This is a genomic window from Kribbella sp. NPDC004536, assembly GCF_042873835.1.
In the GTDB taxonomy this organism is placed as follows: Bacteria; Actinomycetota; Actinomycetes; order Propionibacteriales; family Kribbellaceae; genus Kribbella.
Genome location: NZ_JBIALY010000001.1, coordinates 2,722,880 through 2,741,750, shown reverse-complemented (window position 1 = coordinate 2,741,750; position 18,871 = coordinate 2,722,880). Strand labels below are relative to the sequence as shown.

Annotated in this window: 17 protein-coding genes; 5 read left to right on the top strand and 12 right to left on the bottom strand. The window is 68.5% G+C overall.

Features of this window, described 5'->3' with window-relative positions; translation table 11 throughout:
• Nucleotides 1–43: 43 nt before the first annotated feature.
• From ACFYRU_RS13710 to ssd, 7 genes are all read right to left on the bottom strand, one after another.
• Nucleotides 44–664, bottom strand: a complete 621-nt coding sequence (locus ACFYRU_RS13710; protein WP_387658120.1) for a response regulator — start codon at nucleotides 662–664, stop codon at nucleotides 44–46.
• 644 nt (nucleotides 665–1,308) lie between these two features.
• Nucleotides 1,309–1,641, bottom strand: coding sequence for a TadE family type IV pilus minor pilin (locus ACFYRU_RS13705; protein ID WP_387657346.1), 333 nt, complete (start codon nucleotides 1,639–1,641; stop codon nucleotides 1,309–1,311).
• 587 nt (nucleotides 1,642–2,228) lie between these two features.
• Nucleotides 2,229–2,435 carry a DUF4244 domain-containing protein gene (locus ACFYRU_RS13700; RefSeq protein WP_387657343.1) on the bottom strand — a complete coding sequence of 69 codons (207 nt, stop codon included), beginning with the start codon at nucleotides 2,433–2,435 and terminating at the stop codon, nucleotides 2,229–2,231.
• Nucleotides 2,436–2,447: 12 nt separating this feature from the next.
• Nucleotides 2,448–3,161: a type II secretion system F family protein gene (locus ACFYRU_RS13695; protein WP_387657340.1), complete on the bottom strand. Its 714-nt coding sequence runs from the start codon at nucleotides 3,159–3,161 to the stop codon at nucleotides 2,448–2,450.
• Nucleotides 3,162–3,166: 5 nt separating this feature from the next.
• Entirely contained in the window at nucleotides 3,167–3,790 is a 624-nt protein-coding gene (locus tag ACFYRU_RS13690; protein ID WP_387657337.1) for a type II secretion system F family protein, read from the bottom strand.
• Nucleotides 3,791–4,208: 418 nt separating this feature from the next.
• A complete protein-coding gene (locus ACFYRU_RS13685; RefSeq protein ID WP_387657335.1) occupies nucleotides 4,209–5,363 on the bottom strand; it encodes a TadA family conjugal transfer-associated ATPase in 1,155 nt (384 codons plus the stop codon).
• A 540-nt stretch (nucleotides 5,364–5,903) separates the two neighbouring features.
• Nucleotides 5,904–6,974, bottom strand: coding sequence for a septum site-determining protein Ssd (gene ssd / locus ACFYRU_RS13680; protein WP_387657332.1), 1,071 nt, complete (start codon nucleotides 6,972–6,974; stop codon nucleotides 5,904–5,906).
• Nucleotides 6,975–7,177: 203 nt separating this feature from the next.
• Between ssd and ACFYRU_RS13675 the strand changes: the two genes are divergently transcribed.
• The gene (locus ACFYRU_RS13675; protein ID WP_387657329.1) at nucleotides 7,178–8,908 is read left to right on the top strand and encodes a glycosyl hydrolase family 18 protein; all 1,731 of its coding nucleotides are present in this window, start codon (nucleotides 7,178–7,180) and stop codon (nucleotides 8,906–8,908) included.
• 29 nt (nucleotides 8,909–8,937) lie between these two features.
• Entirely contained in the window at nucleotides 8,938–10,479 is a 1,542-nt protein-coding gene (locus ACFYRU_RS13670) for a cellulose binding domain-containing protein (RefSeq protein ID WP_387657326.1), read from the top strand.
• A gap of 36 nt (nucleotides 10,480–10,515) precedes the next feature.
• On the opposite strand, the gene ACFYRU_RS13665 is transcribed toward ACFYRU_RS13670, so the two are convergent.
• Together ACFYRU_RS13665 and ACFYRU_RS13660 are read right to left on the bottom strand one after the other, a co-directional pair.
• Entirely contained in the window at nucleotides 10,516–11,271 is a 756-nt protein-coding gene (locus tag ACFYRU_RS13665) for a hypothetical protein (RefSeq protein ID WP_387657323.1), read from the bottom strand.
• An 88-nt stretch (nucleotides 11,272–11,359) separates the two neighbouring features.
• A complete protein-coding gene (locus ACFYRU_RS13660; protein WP_387657320.1) occupies nucleotides 11,360–12,247 on the bottom strand; it encodes a LysR family transcriptional regulator in 888 nt (295 codons plus the stop codon).
• Nucleotides 12,248–12,318: 71 nt separating this feature from the next.
• Here ACFYRU_RS13660 and ACFYRU_RS13655 point away from each other — a divergent pair, with 71 nt between their 5' ends.
• Nucleotides 12,319–13,527, top strand: coding sequence for an MFS transporter (locus tag ACFYRU_RS13655; protein WP_387657318.1), 1,209 nt, complete (start codon nucleotides 12,319–12,321; stop codon nucleotides 13,525–13,527).
• 4 nt (nucleotides 13,528–13,531) lie between these two features.
• The gene (locus ACFYRU_RS13650) at nucleotides 13,532–13,981 is read left to right on the top strand and encodes an aminoacyl-tRNA deacylase (protein WP_387657315.1); all 450 of its coding nucleotides are present in this window, start codon (nucleotides 13,532–13,534) and stop codon (nucleotides 13,979–13,981) included.
• On the opposite strand, the gene ACFYRU_RS13645 is transcribed toward ACFYRU_RS13650, so the two are convergent.
• Together ACFYRU_RS13645 and ACFYRU_RS13640 are read right to left on the bottom strand one after the other, a co-directional pair.
• A complete protein-coding gene (locus ACFYRU_RS13645; RefSeq protein WP_387657312.1) occupies nucleotides 13,978–14,871 on the bottom strand; it encodes a helix-turn-helix domain-containing protein in 894 nt (297 codons plus the stop codon). The genes ACFYRU_RS13650 and ACFYRU_RS13645 overlap by 4 nt on opposite strands.
• Before the next feature lie 2 nt (nucleotides 14,872–14,873).
• Nucleotides 14,874–16,541 carry a chitinase gene (locus ACFYRU_RS13640; RefSeq protein WP_387657309.1) on the bottom strand — a complete coding sequence of 556 codons (1,668 nt, stop codon included), beginning with the start codon at nucleotides 16,539–16,541 and terminating at the stop codon, nucleotides 14,874–14,876.
• Nucleotides 16,542–16,959: 418 nt separating this feature from the next.
• Between ACFYRU_RS13640 and ACFYRU_RS13635 the strand changes: the two genes are divergently transcribed.
• Nucleotides 16,960–17,757, top strand: coding sequence for an HAD family hydrolase (locus ACFYRU_RS13635; protein ID WP_387657307.1), 798 nt, complete (start codon nucleotides 16,960–16,962; stop codon nucleotides 17,755–17,757).
• 282 nt (nucleotides 17,758–18,039) lie between these two features.
• On the opposite strand, the gene ACFYRU_RS13630 is transcribed toward ACFYRU_RS13635, so the two are convergent.
• Nucleotides 18,040–18,819: a cell filamentation protein Fic gene (locus tag ACFYRU_RS13630; RefSeq protein ID WP_387657304.1), complete on the bottom strand. Its 780-nt coding sequence runs from the start codon at nucleotides 18,817–18,819 to the stop codon at nucleotides 18,040–18,042.
• Between the last annotated feature and the right edge of the window lie 52 nt (nucleotides 18,820–18,871).

Sequence of the window (18,871 nt, the reverse complement as noted above, 5' to 3'; positions counted from 1 at the left end):
CGACACCGCCGCCCAGTTCCTGAGCGCCGATCGGCCGAGGCTGTCAGTCGAGGAGCCAGCCGTTCTGTTCGGCGATCTGCACTGCATCGGAGCGAGTACGGGCGCCGGTCTTGCCGATCGCTGACCAGAGACGCGTACGGACCACGCGCTCCGAGACGTCGAGCTTCCGTGCCATCAGTGCGACGGAACCGCCGTTGCGGGCGGCCCGAAGCGTGTCGGTCTCGTCCTCGTCGAGCGGAGTCTCGGAGTACCTCAGGTTCTCGGCGGCGAGGTTGGCGTCGACGACCCGCAGCCCGAGGTGTACCCGGCGTACCGCATCAGCCAACTGCGGCGCCGGGCTCCCCTTCAACGCGAACCCCTTCGCCCCGGCGTCGAGCCCGCGGCGCATGTGCACCGGGCGGCCGTACGTGGTGAGCATGACGACCCGGCACTCCGGCATCGACGTACGCAGCTCGGTGGTGACGGTGATGCTGTCGTTGCCCGGACCGCCGGCGTCCAGCAGCGCGACGTTCGCCCGGTGCCGTTTGGCGGCACCCACGACGTCGTCGGATCGGTTGAGCTCGGCAACGATCTTCAGATCGCGCTCACGCTCCAGACCGCTGCGAAGCAGGCCTCGACTGAGAATCTGGTCATCGACCAGCAGCAGCCGAATCGGGTCGGGCAAGCGAGCCTCCGAGGTAACCGTCCGGGCGCCGGGGAAGTACGTCCGGGAGATGAGCAGTACTCGGTTCCCGATCATGGAACGCACCCGCGGACGCCGTCCACATCAACGCGGCATCTCTATCAGATTGCGACCAGATCGCGACCACAGCAGTACTCGGCTCGCGAGATGGCTGACGATGCAGCCTCACACAGGGCCCGCTCGAGCGCTCGCAGTCAGCGTTGGACGAGCTCGTCGCAGCTCCAGCTGAAGCGAGACCTCCACAGTTACTGCGGTGGAAGTCACCTCGCAGGACGTGAGCTGAACGTCGTTGGCTGCTGCCGTTCGTGCTGCTGCCACACACGGCGATGCAGTTCGCGCCGACGTCAGCCGTGCGGGTCCGCCGGGAGTTGCTGCAGGCAATTCGTCTGGCTCGTCGTTGGCGACTAAGGAGTTGGCGGCACTCAATGCGGTGAGGTCGGCTGCGGCGGTGACCTTGTGGCGGGCGGTGGAGATTGCTGCCCAGAGGATTGCGATGGTGAGGGCCGTGAAGAGGATGACGCACGCGAACATCACATGAAGCGTCGCGCTGCCACGCTCGGAATGGCTTCGGTTGGAGGAGGCTCCGGTGGTTGGCGGGTGTTGGGTCGCGGCGAGGTCGGTTGGGCTCATGAGGTTTCCGGTTCGGCTTGCAGGGTGGCGGTTGCGGTGAGGTTGGTCGGAGCGATGGAGGTGAGGAGTGGCGGGAGGTGGGTGGGCGTGGTCGTCACCGTCACGTGGACGTCCGATTGGTCGCGGGTAATGGTGATGGTGGCGGTGGGGACCGTGCGGTGGCCGATCGCTTGCGCTTGATCGAGAGGCTCACCCCGGGCGACTGCGCGCGCTACGTCCCGGGCAGCGTCGATACAGCGGATGTTCAGTACAACGAGGCTGATGACCCAGATCCCCAGCAACAGAAGCGAAATCAACACCGGCAGAGCAAGCGCCATCTCAAGCGTCACCCCACCAACCTCACGCCCCCGACACCGACCACGCCGACCGCAGTCGGCCCGAGTCGACCGCCGACCACGATCGGCCCGAGTTGGCTGGTGAGTGCGCTCGGCCCCGGTTGAGCGATCAGCACAGTCCGCCCGAGCTGACCGCTCAGCCTCCTCAGCCCGGGTTGAGCAGTGAGCAGGGTCGGCCCGGGTTGCGAGGGCGGCGTCAGGTGCGGGGGTGGGTCGTGAGGCCGGCGGAGGCGCGGGGACCAAGAAGATGGTTGCGGGGTGAGTGGGCATTGGTGTCCTTGGGTGGCGGCCGGCCGCGGAGGGACGCAGGTCGGCCGCCGGATCGTGGGGTGGGCGGCGCGTCGGATCAGAGGCTGGACCGGCGCGTCAGGTCGAAGGCGAGCGAGCGCGTCGGGTCAGGCGTTGGCGATCCCGTCGGGTCAGACCCGGGCGAGCGCGCGGGTCGAGCCTGGCAAGCGCGCGGGTCCGGCGCTGGCGAACGCGTCGGGTCTGGCATGCCCGGGCGCGTCGGGTAGTCGTGAGCGGCTCGGCGGGTTGGGGGCGGGTAGCCAACTCCGGTCGGGGTGGGCGGGATGGCTGGGTTATAGGTGGACGCCTTCTACGCCGGCTAGTTTCAGGGCGTAGTTGATGATTGCTTTGAGGGCGGTTTGCATCGCGGGCGATCTGAGGAGGGCTACCAGCACGCCGCCGAGGGCGCATGCTCCGACGATGATGATCGCGTACTCGGCTGTGATGGCGCCTCGTTGTGTCTGGCGCTTGCGGGGTGTGGCGGCTTCTCGGTTGCGCATGAGGGCTCCTGGTCAGGGGTGGGGTAGGTAAGGGATCAGGGCGTCGGTAATGGTGGGGACGATCGACAGAACGACGAAGGCGGGAAGGAAGCAGAGGCCGAGCGGGAGGGCGGCTTTGGTCTCGGCGGCTCGGGCTTGCTGGTCTGCGGTGTGGTGATGGGTACGCCGGGTTTCGTCGGCGAGATGTTCGAGAGTTTTGGTGAGTGGGGCGCCGGAGCGGAGCGAGCGGGCGATCGCTCTGGCCATGGGTTTGCAGGCCGGTTCGGTGTCCAGCAGGGCCCAGGCCTTGGTTGGGTCGGCGCCCAGGGACAGGTGGTGGGCGATCTTGGTGAAGAGGTCGGCCAGGGGCCCGGGTAGGGCTTCGGCTACCAACTGAAGAGCGTGTTGGGGTGGGCGGCCGGCTCGTAGGCATGCGGTCAGGAGGTCTATGGCCAGGGGTAGGTCGCGCGCGATTCGGAGGTTGCGCTGCTTGGTGGCGGCTGGTTCGAGGCGGGAGATCGCTCGCGGGATGGTGACGTACGCGATCGCGGCTGGAAGTACGCCCCAGGGGAGGCCGACGAGTACCAGCATGGCTAGGGCGATCGCGGTTGCGGCCAGGCGGTGGGAGCGCGGTGGTCTGGGGGTGGTTCGTGGACGAGGTGGAGTCAGGCGGCGGAGGTTAGGTCGGGCCGGCAGCACGAGGTAGGTGCCTATGGCAACGGCTGCGGCGCTCAGGACTGGGGGCATGGGAATCAGCTTCTGGGGGTGGCTATTCGGGTGGTCCAGTGGAGGCCTACGGCGGTTAGGGCAAGGCCTGTGGTCAGGCAGAGCCAGCCGGGTGGGGTGGCGGTCAGGAACGTCAGGGGGTGGGCGCCTAGGGCGTAGCCGAGGGCGATGCCGGCGGCGGGGAGGACGGCGAGGATTCGTGCCGTGGAGCGGGCGCCTGCCAGGCTGGCTTCGGTTTGGCGGTGGATGGATTCGTCGGCTCTTAGTGCGTCAGCCAGGCGTTCGGTGAGGGTCGCGAAGGTGGCGCCGGACTGTTCGGTGACTCGCCATGCGGCGGCGAGGGCACGGAGGCTTGCGGCGCCCGGAGTGGCGGAAGCGCGGGTCAGGGCAGCGGGGACGTCGGCGCCGAGTTTGGCCGCGGCGTGGACTGGTTGGAAGTCGGGGCTGATGGAGGCGGCGCCTTCCAGGGCTGCGATCGGTGGGCGGCCGGCGGAGAGGTCTGCGGCCAGGACGTCCAGGGCTTCGATGATGTTCGTACGGCGGGCTGTGGTGGTCTTCTCCCGGTGGTAGTGGGCTCGTTGGGTGGCGACGAGAGCCAGTACGGCGGTGGTCGCGAGGAACGAGACGAGGGCTTGGGTGCCGAGGATCACTGTGACTACGGCGGTTGGGAGGACGAGGAGCCAGATTCGGGTTGATCGGGGGCGTAGGTGTCGGCTGGGCAGTTCACGGCGAGCCGGCCGGAGAGGCTTGTCGGGTCGGGGATTCGTCAGGCGATGGAGGCCGGGCGGCGGGGGCAGGGCGAGGGTGGTTGTCAGAAGTGTCAGGAGGGCGCCTGCGGCGGGAGCGGTCATGGCGTTGTCGTGAAGACGTGAGCCGCTGTTGTGGGAGCGGTCATGGGGTTCTCGTGAAGAGACGGGCGGCTGTCGCGGAGGTCGTCATCGGTTCTCGTGAAGAGACGGGCGGCTGCTGAGGGAGTGGTCATGGCGTTGTCTCGAGGACGTGGGCGGCTGTTGTGCGAGGGCAGTCATGGGGTTTCTCGTGAAGACGTGGGTGGTTGTTGCGGGGTGGTCACGGGGTTGTGGTGAAGAGGTGGGCGGCGGGGTGGACGGTGTGGGTGTTGTTGGGGTGGAAGGTGACTGCGGGGTGGGTGGTCAGGGGTGCGCCTGGGGATTTGCTGAGGGTGTGGATTTCGGCTACTCGGCGTTGGCCTGACGGGGCGCGGGTGAGGTGGATGACGGCGTGTAGGGCTGAGGCGGCTTGGCTGTGGATCGCGGACTGGGACAGGCCTGCAAGTGCGCCGAGGGCTTCGAGGCGGGTGGGGACGTCGGCGGCTGAGTTGGCGTGGATGGTGCCGCAGCCTCCTTCGTGGCCGGTGTTCAACGCGGTTAGAAGGTCTACGACCTCGGCGCCTCGGACCTCGCCGACGACCAGGCGGTCGGGGCGCATGCGGAGGGCTTGGCGGACCAGGTCGCGGAGGGAAATCTCGCCTGCGCCTTCGATGTTGGGTGGGCGGGCTTCTAGGCGGACGACGTGCGGGTGGTCGGGGCGGAGTTCGCCGGCGTCTTCGACGAGGACGAGGCGTTCGGCGGGATTCGTCAACGAGAGCAGGGAATTGAGCAGCGTGGTCTTGCCGGTGCCGGTGCCGCCGCTGATCAGGAAGGCCAGGCGGGAGTCGAGCAGGTTGCGGAGGATCTCGGCGCCGGCTGGTGGTAGTGCGCCGGCGGTGATGAGGTCGTCGAGGGTGAAGACCTTGCGGGAGGGAACGCGCAGGGACAGGCAGGTGCCGGGCGCGGCGATCGGGGCAAGGACTGCGTGGAAGCGGGTGCCGTCGGAGAGGCGGACGTCGACGTACGGCGTGGAGTCATCGAGGCGGCGGCCTGCTGCGGCGGCGAGGCGGACCGCCAGGCGGCGTACGGCTTGTTCGTCGCCGGTGCGGATCGCGATGAACTCCAGGCCCTGGCCGCGGTCGATGTAGACCTCGTCCGGGCCGTTGACCAGGATGTCGGTGATGCCGGGCTCGCCGAGGAGGCTGTCGAGTGGGCCGGCGCCGAGAGCTTCGCGGCGGAGGGCGCTGACGACGGCCAGGACCATGGCGTCGCCGCAGATCGTGCCGTCGGCGCGGAGAGCTGCGGCGACATGCACAGGTGTCGGCTCGGCGCCGGTCAGGGCGAGGGTGCCGCGAACGCGGTCGAGGAGGTCGGCGGGGACTACGGCTGTGCTCACGTGGCCTCCGAACGGGCGAGGAGGTCGGTGGGAACTGCGGCGGTGGTCATGTGGCTCCGGGGGGACGGGGAGATCGGTGGCGAGTGCGGCGGGGTCCATGTGGGGCGGGCGAACGAAGAGGCCGGTGGGGTGCACGGTGGGGTTCTGTGGGGCGCGCGACGAGGGTCGGGTGGCTGCGTGAGGGCGAGCAGGTCGGGTGGGGAGCGCGGCCGGGGTCAGCTGGCTGCGTGAAGGGCGAGAAGGGCGGTGGCGAGGGCGGCGGGTCCACGTGGCGCTGCGCCGACGAAGAGGTCGGGGGGTGCGCCGCGAGGTCAGGCTGGCTGCGTGAAGAGCCGGGAAGTCGGTGGGGATGGCGGCCGGGTCAGGTGGGGTGCGTGAAAGGAGCGCAGGTTGGTAGGGAGGGCGGCGGGGGTTAGGTCGGCTGCGTGAACGGCGCGCAGGTTGGTGGGAGGGCGGCGGGGGTTAGGTCGGCTGCGTGAACGGCGCGCAGGTTGGTGGGAGGGCGGTGGGGGTTGGGTCGGCTGCGGGTGGGGGCGGGGGTTAGGTGGGGTGGGTGGGGGTGAAGAGGGTGAGGAAGTTGGTGGCGGCGCGGGTTAGGGGGCTTCGGGGGTGGGGGGTTAGGCGTCCGGCGTCCATTGCTGGGGGGATTTTGGGGTCGAGGCCCAGTTTTGTTGCTAGGGGCAAGGAGAGGTGGGTGGCTACGTCGGTGGGTGACAGGCCGGGGCGGGAGGCGCGGGCTACGACGCGGACGTCGCCGGCTACGGAGCGGAGCGGGCCGGAGAAGCGTTTGGCGGCGGCTACCGAACGGACGTCGCACGGGACGACGAGGAGTGTCGCTGTGGCGCGGACGAAGCCTTCCTCGACGGCGGGATCGGCGCGTCTCGGCAGGTCGAGGACGACCAGATCCGTACTGCGCTGGGCGGCGCCGATCACCGAGCCCATCGTGTCCGGTGGCAGGACCGTGACGTCGGACCGATCCCACGAAAGCACAGTGAGGCCGTCGACCGAGGGCAGTGCGGACCGGAGCGCCGCGGCGCTGACGCGACCGGAGGCGTTCAGGAGCTTGGGCCAGCGGTCGCCCGGATCGCGTTCGATGCCGAGGGCAAGCTCGATGCCGCCGCCGAGCGGATCGCCGTCGATCAACATGGTCCGGAAGCCCCAGCGGTTGCCGAGCAGCGCAACCGCGGCGGCCAGGGTGGTCGAGCCCGCTCCCCCGCAGCCGCCGACGAACGCCAGCGTGACGGCGGTGCGGGTGCCGCCGTCGAGGGCGTCGGCCAACTGGCCGGCCAGCAACGGCTCGTCGGCGGGCAGCCGGCAGACCAGGTCGGCGCCGATGTCGAAGGCGGATCGGTAGAGGTCGTCGCCGTCCGCGGCCGAGCCGACCACGACGACGCCCGGACGATGGGCGGGTTGTAGCAATGCGAGGGGCTCGGCCAGGTCGCGTCCGATCACGACCAGCGAACCCCGGTGCCACTGCCGGCGCAGGTTGGTCAGAGTGTTCTCGACGTGCGGTGTGACGGAGGCGGCCGCGGCGAGCCGGAGGAAGTCGTCGAGCAGGGTTTCGTCGGTAGTTGCCATCAGCACCGATGGGCTTGGCGGGTTCGTGTCCATGCCTAGAACATGCCGGTTTTCGGGGGTTCCCGGACACGGCATCGAATCCCTGTGGACAAAGGGTTGTCGGGTTTCCGTCAGCAGCGGGAACCCGCCACCACGAGCCGGCGACCAACCCGACGCGAACGGTTACCGTTCCTTTCGAAGCGTCTTTAACTAAATTTCACCGGACCGCTTCCGTCCCATCGCTCCGGAGGAACCTGATGAGTCGATTGCGCACGCTCGCAGCCACCGCCACCGTCGCGGTCACCGCCCTGATCACCGCCGCCGGCGTCTCTCTCGCGACCCCGGACACCACGGCGGCCAACGCAGCCACCGCGGCGCCACAGGCGACCAGCGGTGGCGTCAAGACGGCGTACTTCACCCAGTGGGGGATCTACGCCAACGGCTTCTACCCGAAGAACCTGATCACCACCGGCGCGGCCGCTAAGCTGGACTTCCTGAACTACGCCTTCGCCAACATCGATCCGGCCGGCCACACCTGCTTCGAGGCCAACAAGGCCGCCTCGCAGGACGAGAGCAACCCCAACGCCGGCGACGGCGCCGGTGACGCGTTCGCCGACTACGGCAAGTCGTACAGCGCGGACATCAGCGTCGACGGTGTCGGCGACGTCTGGAACCAGCCGATCCAGGGGAACTTCAACCAGCTCAAGAAGCTCAAGGCGAAGTACCCCAACCTCAAGATCCTGATCTCGATCGGCGGCTGGACCTACTCGAAGTACTTCTCCGACGCAGCGGCCACCGACGCGTCCCGGAAGGCCTTCGTCAGCTCCTGCGTCAACATGTTCCTGAAGGGTGACCTACCGGTCGTCGACGGCTTCGGCGGCGCGGGGTCCGGGGCCGGCATCTTCGACGGTGTCGACATCGACTGGGAGTACCCGGGCTCGCCGAACGGCCATGTCGGCAACCACTACAGCGCCGCCGACAAGCAGAACTTCACGTTGTTGCTGGCCGAGTTCCGCGCGCAGCTCAACGCGTACGGCAGCCAGACCGGGAAGAAGTACTACCTGACCGCGGCGACGCCGGCCGGCCAGGACAAGATCGCCACGATCGAGACCAACAAGATCGGGCAGTACCTCGACTACAACAACGTGATGACGTACGACATGCACGGCGGCTGGGAAGCCACCGGGCCGACGAACTTCCAGGACCCGCTGTACACGGCGCCGAACGACCCGAGCAACCCGATCCCGCCCGGCCAGGGCAAGTACTCGATCGACTCCGCGGTCAAGGCGTGGACGACAGGAGACCCGGCGTACGGCATCCCCGGCGGGTTCCCGGCGAACAAGCTGAGCATCGGATATCCCTTCTACTACAGGGGATGGAAGGGTGTGCCGGCCACCGACAACGGTAAGTACCAGTCCGCTACCGGTCCGGCTGACGGGCATGCGCTGAGTGGAAACGTGCCGGGTGTGTCGTTCTACAAGGAACTCACGGGCTTCGTGGACAACCCGTCGGCCACGCACTTCGACACGACAACGCAGTCCAGTTGGTTCTACAGCAACGGCACGTTCTGGTCGGGTGACAACGCTCAGTCGATCAAGGCGAAGGCTGACTACCAGCACTGCAACGGCCTGGCCGGCGCGATGATGTATTCGCTCGAGGCGCTGGACACGGGCGTCACGCTCTTCAACAACGTGGTCGATTCCGTCAACGCAAGCACCGCAGGCTGCTCCGGCCCGACGCCAACTCCCACGCCGACGCCGACGCCGACACCCACGCCGACACCCACGCCGACACCGACACCGACACCAACGCCCACCCCGACTCCCACGCCGACGCCTCCGACGGCCACCCCGTGGGCGCCGAACACGGCGTACGCGACCGGTGCGCTCGTGACGTACGACGGTGTCACCTACAAGTGCATCCAGGGGCACACCTCCCTGGTCGGCTGGGAGCCACCGAACGTCCCCGCACTCTGGGGACGGGTCTGATCACGTAACCGCCCACTGATCGGAGCACCATGAAACGCATCTCTCTGGCGATAGCAGCCATCACCGCGGTGGTCGTCGCCTTGCTGACCGCACAGGCGGCCAGCGCGGCAGGAGTCACCGCAACGTTCACCAAGACGCAGGACTGGGGTACCGGCTTCGAGGGCAAGGTGACCATCACCAACGGCACCACCAGCTCTCTCAGCACCTGGTCTGTCGCCCTGGATTTCCCGTCCGGCTACACCGTCACCAGCACCTGGGACGCCAACCACACCAGCAGCGGACAGACGCACACCTTCACGCCGCCCAGCTGGGCCGGACCGCTCGCACCCGGCGCTACCGCGAGCTTCGGCTTCAACGGCAGCCCCGGCAACTTCCCCGGCCTCGCCGCGTGCCGCTTGAACGGCGGCTCGTGCTCGGGTGGCGGTGGCGGCACCGTTCCCGGTGCGCCCACCGGGCTCTCCGGCACGGCATCGGGTACGTCGGTAAACCTCAACTGGTCGGCCGTATCCGGTGCAACCAGCTACAGCGTCTACCGCAACGGTACGAAGGTCGGTACGCCGACCGGCACGTCCTACACAGACTCCGGCCTGACGGCGAACACGTCGTACACCTACCAGGTCAGCGCGTCCAACAGCGCCGGCGAAGGCGCGAAGAGCAACAGCGTCTCCGTGACGACCGGCGCCGGTGGCGGCAACACCGGATCTCCGCAGGCCGCGCCGTACCTGTACATGGGTTGGGGTGACCCGCCAAGCCCGGCGACCGTGATGAACGCGACCGGTATCAGGGCGTTCACCATGGCGTTCGTACTGTCGTCCGGTGGTTGCAACCCGGCCTGGGACGGCAGCCGGCCGCTGCAGGGCAGTGCCGACGCCAACGCGATCGCGGCGATCCGCGCGGCCGGCGGTGACGTCGTACCGTCGTTCGGCGGCTGGAGCGGTAACAAGCTCGGCCCGAACTGCAGTACGCCGGAAGCGCTCGCCGGCGCGTACCAGCAGGTGATCAACGCGTACGGCCTGAAGGCGATCGACATCGACATCGAGAACTCCGACGAGTTCGAGAACGAGGCCGTGCAGGACCGGATCCTGACCGCGCTGAAGATCGTCAAGCAGAACAACCCGGGCATCAAGACGATCGTCACGTTCGGTACGTCGACGACCGGCCCGACGTACTACGGCAACCGGCTGATCGACCAGTCGAAGGCGCTCGGCGCGAACATCGACGTGTTCACGCTGATGCCGTTCGACTTCGGCAGCTCGAACATCTACAACGACACGGTGGCCGCTGAGCAGGGCCTGAACAACAAGCTGAAGTCAACCTTCGGCTGGACCACCGCGCAGGCCTACGCGCACCAGGGCATCTCCGGGATGAACGGTCTGTCCGATCAGCAGGAGATGACCACCACCGCGACCTGGCAGAACATCACCAACTGGGCGAAGAGCAACGGGCTCGGCCGGCTGGCGTTCTGGTCGGTGAACCGCGACCGCGGTTGCGCCGGCGGCGGTGTGGTGTCCAACTGCAGCGGTATCGCGCAGGGCGACTGGGACTTCACCCGGATCACCGCAGGGTTCTGAACGAGATCGGCTGGGTGCGGCGGGCGACCGCCGTACTCAGCCGGCCTTGATCGCGGAGACGATCAGGCCGTTGCGGGCGTTCTGCCCGAGGGGCTTCGACGGGTGCAGGCCGTCGCGGAGCAGGCGGGCCAGCCGGTTCGGGCTGGAGGCCAGGTGCTCGGCCCAGTGCACGATCCGCAGGTTGTCGTAGCGGCGCGCCGCGTCGGCGAGCTGCAGGTTGATCCAGGCGCTGTTGCGTTGGTCGGCGACCTTGATGTCCGGACCGAGCCCGGTCCGGGCAGCCTGGACGTTCACCCAGTACACGGTCCGGTCGTCGCCGGCGATCTGCATCGTCCGGTCGATCTGTGCCGCGACCGCGGGCGGCGCGAAGATGTCGTTGGAACCGACCGACATCAGGATCCGGTGCGGCAGGCCGTACTCCTGCGCCCAGGTGTCCAGCGCGTCGACGGCAGGCGTCGCCGGCCGCCCGGCCCAGTTGTGGACGGCGATGTTGATCCCGAGCTGGGACAGCTGCCGGGCCAGCGCGGGTCCGTCCTGGACGGCGATGCTGTCGCCGAACATGAAGACTCCGTCGGTCTCCCGGGTGCGCCGGATCTGTGCCTCGTTCGAGATCGCGCGGGCGAAGCCCTCCCAGGCGCTCAGCACGCCGGACCCGTAGGCACCGGCGGAGATGACGGCAGCGCCGGACGTCGCCTCAGCGGTACTCGCCGCAACCGTCGACGCAGCCGCCGCCGTCCCGGCCGCGAACAGCAGCCGGCGACTCGGCCGGAATCCTCCCAGACGCTTCCCCACGGAGGAAAGGGTGCGGCGAACTACCCTCCGACTGCAAGTCGACACCATGAAAATGGGACGAACGCTACGGAAGTGGATGCCCGACCGGTCAACCGGTCGTCACCGGGCGGGACCGGAAGAACGTCCGGAACCGCTCCGCGGCGGGCGACAGCGGCGTACTCAGCCGCCACGACATCCCGATCTCCCGCTGCGCCTGTACGCCGGCCAACGGAACCGAGACCGCGCCACTGTCGTTCCCGCGGACCGCACCGGCCGGCAGGATCGCCACCCCGAGGCCCGCGCCGACCAGGCTGTCGATCGTCGCGAGGTCCGTCGCCTCGAACGCCAACTGCGGCGTGAACCCGGCCTCGCGGCACAACCGGTCCGTGACCCGCTGGAACCCGAACCCCGGCTGCAGCCCGACGAACGGCTCGTCCCGCGCCGCCTCCAGCTCCACCCGCCGCCGCGAGGCGAGCGGATGACCGGGCGGAACGTGCAGGCACAGCCGCTGCCGCTCCAGCAGGTGCCAGCCGAAGCGCGCCGGGTCGGGCCGCGGCGCGACGATCGCGATCTCGGCCTCGCCGCTCTCGAGGTCCTGGACGATGTCGTGCGCCGGTTCCTGCCGGAGTTCGAACTCCACCCGCGGCGCCGCCGCCCGGAACGCCTTCAGCAGATCCGGCATCAGGCTCGTCGCCACCGAGTGCAGGAAGGCGAGCCGGACCGTCCCCGACTCAGGATCCAGCAACGCGTCGATCCGCCGCTTGGCGGTGTCGACGGCAGCCGTACCGGCACGCGCCGCCTCCAGCACGAGCCGCCCGTACGGATTCAGCCGTACACCGCGCCTCTCCCGTTCGAACAACGGCACCCCGAACGCCCGCTCGACGCGCTGCAGCGACCGGGTCAGATTCGGCTGGCTGGTACCGAGCGCGGTCGCCGCCTCGGTCAGGTGCTCGGTCTCGGCCAGCACCACGAACCACCGCAGATCCTCGACATGCATACTGAAATCGTATCGATTTCCGCTGAGATCGACATTTTACGTATCGCTCGAACAGTGCGACCGTCGAAGACATGCACCAGTCCGTCGCACGCCAGACCGGGTACCTGCCCGGCGACCCGGAGTACCGCAAGCTGTCCGTCGCACTCTTCGCGGCCGGGCTCGCGACGTTCGCCCTGCTCTACAGCACCCAGCCGCTGCTCCCGCAGCTGGTCACCGCCTTCCACGTCTCCCCCAGCCAGAGCGCGTTCAGCGTGTCGTTCGCCACGTTCGGCCTCGGTCTGGCGTTGCTGGTCGCCGGTCCGGCGTCAGAGGTTCTCGGCCGCACCAACCTGATGCGCTGGTCGGTGGCCGCGACGTCTCTCTTCGCCCTGCTCAGCGCCTTCGCCCCGACCTGGCACACCCTGCTTGCCCTAAGAGGTCTGCAGGGCATCGCGATGGCCGGGCTGCCCGCAGTCGCCATGGCCTACCTACGCGAAGAGGTGCACCAGGAGAGCCACGCACGAGCGAGCGGCCTCTACATCGCCGGTACGGCGGTTGGCGGTATGGCGGGCCGCCTGATCGCAGGAGCGTTGTCGGACGTCGGCGGCTGGCGCTTCGCGACCGGCGGTATCGCCGTCGTCGGCGTGCTGTGCGCGGCAGTCGTCTGGGTACTGCTGCCGGCGTCGCGGAACTTCCGCCGCAATCCGGCGCGGCTGTTCTCCAGCAAGGTACTGCGGGATCCGGCATTGCTGGCGCTGTACGGGATTGCGGCGACCGGTGTGGGGGCGTTCGTCGCCGTCTACAACGGCGCGGTCTTCCGGCTGTCGGGTTCACCGTACGAGCTGAGTGCCGGCGCCGCCGGGCTGGTGTTCTGCGTCTACCTGCTCGGGTCAGCCGGGTCCGCTACCGCGGGGACACTCGCCGACCGGTACGGACGGCGCAAGGTGGTCCCTGTCGGCTGCTTGATCACGCTGGCCGGCGTGGCGATCACCCTGGCGGCCCCGCTGCCGCTGATCGTCATAGGGCTGGCTGTGATGACGGCGGGCTTCTTCGCGGTGCACGGCGTTGCCAGCGGGTGGGTGCCGGCACGGGCACATGCGAGCGGAGTCGGGACCGGCCAGGCGTCGAGCATGTACCTGTTCTCGTTCTACCTGGGCTCATCTGTGTTCGGAGGACTTGCCGGTACGGCGTGGAGCCGGGCGCAGTGGACCGGGGTCGCCGGAGAGGCCGCCGTGCTCTTCGCGGTCACGCTGGTCCTCGCGCTACTCCTCAAGAACGTTCCCACCAAGGTGCAAAACTAGCCAGGTGACCAAGGCGACCGATGCTGCTGACCAGTTGGGGCTCACCTACGAGGTGACCAGGCACGGCCGGGTGAACTCGCTGGAGGAAGCCGCGGCCGCGCGCGGCATCGAGCCGGCCCGGCTGATCAAGACGATCGTCGTACGGCTGGCCGACGACGACTACCGGTTCGTCCTGGTGCCGGGCGACCGCGAGATCGCGTGGCCGAAGTTACGGGCGCTGCTCGGCGTGAACCGGATCTCGATGCCGGACAAGGACACGGCGTACGACGTCACCGGGTACGTCCGCGGGACGATCACGCCGCTCGGCAGCACGCACGACTGGCCGGTGATCGCAGACGAGCGGATCACCGGCACGATCTCCATCGGCGGCGGCGACCACGGCGTGGGCATCACGGTCGACGCCCAAACGCTCACGAAGGCCCTCAAAGCCACCGTGGCCGACGTCACCGACTAAACCAGAAGGCCCTGCTGTCCTGCACGAAGGCCGGCCTGGAAGCGGGTCGTGGCGTCCAAGGCACGCAGAATGCGTTGCATTCGGCGCTCCACTGTTCGCTGGGCGACTCCCAGGCGACGGGCGATGGCCTGGTCAGTGAGACCCGCGGCGGCCAGCGAGAGTAGCTGCTGATCTTCTGACGTCAACGGGCCGTCGCAGCCTGCAGGGCTCAGCGGGCTGGCCTGTTGCCACAACAGGTCGAAGAGACGGAGCAGAGCGTCAAGCAGACTTGACGGGCCAAGCTCAATGACCACCTCTGCGCCGGTCGGCAGGAGTGCTGTCCGGCGGTCGACGACCACGAGCTTGAGCGGAATATCGCGCAGTATCCGGCAGCCGGACGAGCGGGCGGCCGCCAGATCAGCAGGCGACGAGAGCGTGGCCATGTCGTAGATCGTCCGGCAGGTCACCCCGTGCCGCGGCGACACCAGCAGCTGATCCAGGACGAGTACTTCGTCCCGGGCGCACTGCTGCGCCTGGTACAACCGCTGCGCGATCGCCTCGGCTCCGCGGATCACCGTGAACGCGTCGGGCTGCCGGAACTCGGCCGTGAGCGTCGCAGCGCCCAGCCGGGCCTCCACGATCGCGGCCTGCTTCCGCAGCGCGAGCAGCTCGACTGCCGCCTCCGGTACGGCGGGAACGTACCTGGCCGGACGGCCTGGCGTACGGGACGCCAGGCCGAGCGACAACAGCGATCGTAGGTGCCGGCCGACCCGGTTGGCGGGCCAGCCGACGTACGGGGTGAGGTCGGTCGCAGTGGACTCCGGGCGGGCCAGGAGCGCCCGGTAGAGCTGCTCGTCCTCCGAGCAGACACCGAGCGCCGCCAGCACCGGAGCCGGTCGATAGCTGTGCATGATCAGGGCAGGCCGTGCACGTGGCCGCCGACCTGGGACGCGAACTGGTTGCCGTTCGTCGCGTCCCAGTTCGTCGACCAGGTCATCGCCCCACGCAGCGACGGCCACGGAGAGCTCGGCTTGTACGCGCCGCACCCGGTGCCCTTGGTCAGGCAGTCCAGCGCGTTGTTGACGACCGTCGGCGAGACGTACCCGCTCCCGGCCGCCTGCGACGACGCCGGCAGACCGAGGCCGACCTGGTCCGGTCGCAGCCCGTTCTGCAGCATGATGCAGGCCTGGGCGGTGATGAAGTCGACCGAGCCCTGCGAGTAGACCTGGCCGTTGCAGCCGTTCATCGAGCCGGAGTTGTAGTACTGCACGTTGACGATGGTGAGGATTTCCTTGATCGCCAGCGCCAGCTTGAAGTACTCCATCGACGTGCTCTGCATGTCGATCGTCTGCGGCGCCATCGTGATCACCAGCCCGCTGCCGAACTGGCTCTGCAGGCTCCGCAGCGCCTGACCCATGTACTGCGCGTTGACGCCGTTCTCGAGGTCGATGTCGATCCCGTCGAACCCGTACGTGCGCAGGACCGACAGCGCACTCGAGGCGAAGTTGGCCGCGGCGATCGAGTCGCCGACGGAGATGCTGCCGTTCTGGCCGCCGACGGACAGGATGACCTTCTTGCCCGCGGCCTGCTTCGCGGCGATATCAGCCTTGAACTGAGCGACCGTGTAGCCGCCGAGGCCGGCACTGTCGAGGTTGAAGGTGATGGCACCGGGGCGAGCTGAGTCGGCGTCCGCGAAGGCCACGGCGATCAGGTCGTACGCGGCCGGTACGTCGGAGATCTTCTGCACGGTCGCGCCGTTGTTGAAGTTCTGCCAATACCCGGTGAGCACGTGTGCGGGCAAGCTGCCGCTGCTCGACCCGCCTTCGGAGGTGGTGCCCGACACGGAGGCGCCGTACGGCGAGCAGTTGCCGCTCGGGTCACACGCCCGCACCTTGAACGAGTACGTCGTGGCCGCGGCGAGACCGGTTGCCGTCCACGACGTGACGTTGCCGACGCTCGTGGCAGCCCCGGTTCCTCGTACGACGTCGTAGTGGTCGATCCCGTTCGCGTCGGACGCGGCCGACCAGTTCAGCTGAAGCGAACTCGAGGTCGGGCTGCCGACGGTCAAGCCACCCGGCGTCGACGGCGGCGTGGTGTCCTGCGCTCCGCCCGGCCCGTCGAGTACGACGTCATCGGCCTGGTACGCGGGCAGCGCATACCAGCTGTGGACGTAGATCGTGACGGTGGAAGCCGTCGACGTGAACGGCACGGTCAGCTGGGTCCAGCCGGAGCTCGTCGTCCAGGTCGAAGCACCACCGACCACGCCGAGGTAGACGTTCGAACCCTTGACCCAGGCCGACAGCGTGTACGCCGTATTGGGCTGGACCGCAATCGACTGCGAGCACTGCGCGATGTCGCTGGAGCTCGGCGTCGCGGACAGGGCGTACGAACCGGAGTGCGGGTCGGACGTGGTGACGCCGCCGGCCGGGCAGTTCCAGCCGGACAGCGTGCCGGTCTCGAAGCCCGAATTGGTGACGAGGTTGGTGGCCGCGGAGGCGGAACCGGGGACCAGGAAGGCCATGACTACGGCGATCAGGCTGATGACGACCGCTGCCTGGGGGCGGTGTGCAGGCGGTTTCATGCCTAACAAACTGTGACCAGTCAATTACATTGTCAAGACCCTGCATAAAGTGGGAACGCTCTCACGCGCAGAAAAGCGAGAATCTTTACAAGCTCTTGGCCTGACGGTAGAAAGGCGACGGCCCCCGGCGGGGGGGTGACCGGGGGCCGTCTTCGGCCACGGGCTCGGGGGGAGGAGCCGGGGGCCGTTCAGGAGGCGACAGTCTGCCACTGTCAGGGGGTATGTACCCCCCAAGACCAGGTTTCACACATCTCGATTCGATTTCAACCGACGGCGTGTCACCCAGGTGCTGATCCCGCCCGATCGGGCGCTCGCAGCCAGTGTCACTGTCACACTGCTCACCAGTCTAACGGGATACCGGCCCACACAAAAGCCCGGGTCCCCCGGGCGTTTCGCCGGACTGCATATCCTCGTCTCCATGGCGGACCCGGACACGGCACGAGCGGCGGCTTTCTTCGATCTGGACAAGACCATTCTGGCGCGGTCCAGCACGCTCGCGTTCTCGCGGCCGTTCTACGCCGGCGGGCTGATCAACCGGCGGACCGTGCTGCGCAGCGCGTACGCCCAGTTCGTCTACCTGCTCGGCGGCGCCGACCACGACCAGATGGAGCGGATGCGTGAGTACATCTCGGCGATGTGCACCGGCTGGGACGTCGCGACCGTGAAGGCGATCGTCGCCGACACCCTGGACCACATCGTCCGGCCGATGATCCACGCCGAGGCGGTCGACCTGATCGAGCAGCACCACCGGGCCGGCCGGGACGTGGTGATCGTCTCCTCGTCCGGCGCCGAGGTGGTCGAGCCGATCGGCGCGATGCTCGGCGCCGACAAGGTGATCGCCACCCGGATGGTCGTTGCCGACGGCAAGTACACGGGCGAGATCGCCGAGTACGCGTACGGTCCGCACAAGGTGACCGCGATCGAGGCGCTGGCGGCGACCGAGGGCTACGACCTCGCGACCTCCTACGGTTACTCGGACTCGATCACCGACGAGCCGTTGCTGGCCGCCGTCGGGCACCCCTTCGCGGTCAACCCGGACAAGGCGTTGCGCCGGGTAGCGGTCGAGCGCGGCTGGCCTGTCCTGGAGTTCGCCGAGCCTGCGGAGCACACTGGATTCCCTACCGTCCGGCGACCCGCCCTGGCGGCCGGCGTGGTCGCGGCGGTGGTCGCCGGAGCCTTCCTGCTGGCGTCGCGCCGACGTGCCCGGAGCAGCTGAAAGCTGAAGATAGCTTCATTGTTCTCAACTCCATGAAGACGCCGCATCCCCTTCACAGAAAGGGGTTTCAGGAGTACAAAGGAATCAACAAAGGGCCTTCGGGTCCGGTAGAGATTGCACGACAACCCAGGCACCCACGCGGCGACCAGCCCATCCCAAAGGGGCAGCGCGACCCAGGCTCAGTCCTGAGGCGGCAAACCGGTGCACGCATGGTAACCCGGGCGACGTGCCAGCGACGGCGTTCTCCCCGTGAGAGCGCCGTTCGCACGCTTTTGAACAAGCTCAGGAGGCCGCTGCCAGCGGTGAGAGTTCGGCACCTTTTGTCACTACTTCGCAGGACCGCAGCAACCAATCACGAACGCCGGTCAAACCTCGCGCTGTGTAGTCGGTGAGGGCCGATGGATACGTTGCCCGCAACACATAGTGACCACCTTCGGGCACCGTGACCGCGACCGGATCGATGCCTCGGGCAACCAACAGGCAGCGTTCGGCGGCCCGGGCAACGAGCCCGTTGGCAATCGGGAACGGGCGCAGGACGGCCAGCTCGGCGTGCACGATCGCGGCGACCACCAGCCCCGGAGCCTTGGTCGGCCGGGTGAGGTTCTGCGCGAGAGCGCTCAACCGCTCCCACATCTCGTCCGCGGCGGGCGCCGGCGGCAGCCCCGGGATGTCGTCGGGCGCCGGTTCCGCACTGGTCCGCAGGTGGCCCAACTGGTCCGCTCCGACCAGGTCGGCCGCCGCCAACTGGTGCAGTCTGGTCCAGACCTGCACCGGCGCCTTGTCCGCCTGGGACGCGAGCGCCATCAGCTCACCGGTCATCCGCACGGCCCCCGAAGCGAGCCCGTCCGCGTCACCTCGCCGTACGTCGTCCACACCCGACGTACTACCGGCCAGTGCGGCCGAGGCGTGCGCGCCGCGCAGCAGCGCCTCCGCGGTCATGTCCGAACCGACCCGCCGCAGCCCGCGGTCCCGGAGCAGCACGTCGACCGCGTCCCGGGCCGCCTGCGCCGCCGACCCGACCCCTTCCAGCCCCGCCAACGGCTCGAACACATCAACACTCATGCCCTGACTCTAAGAGGTCCCGCGAAGAGGTGACGCCTGCTACGCGCCGCCC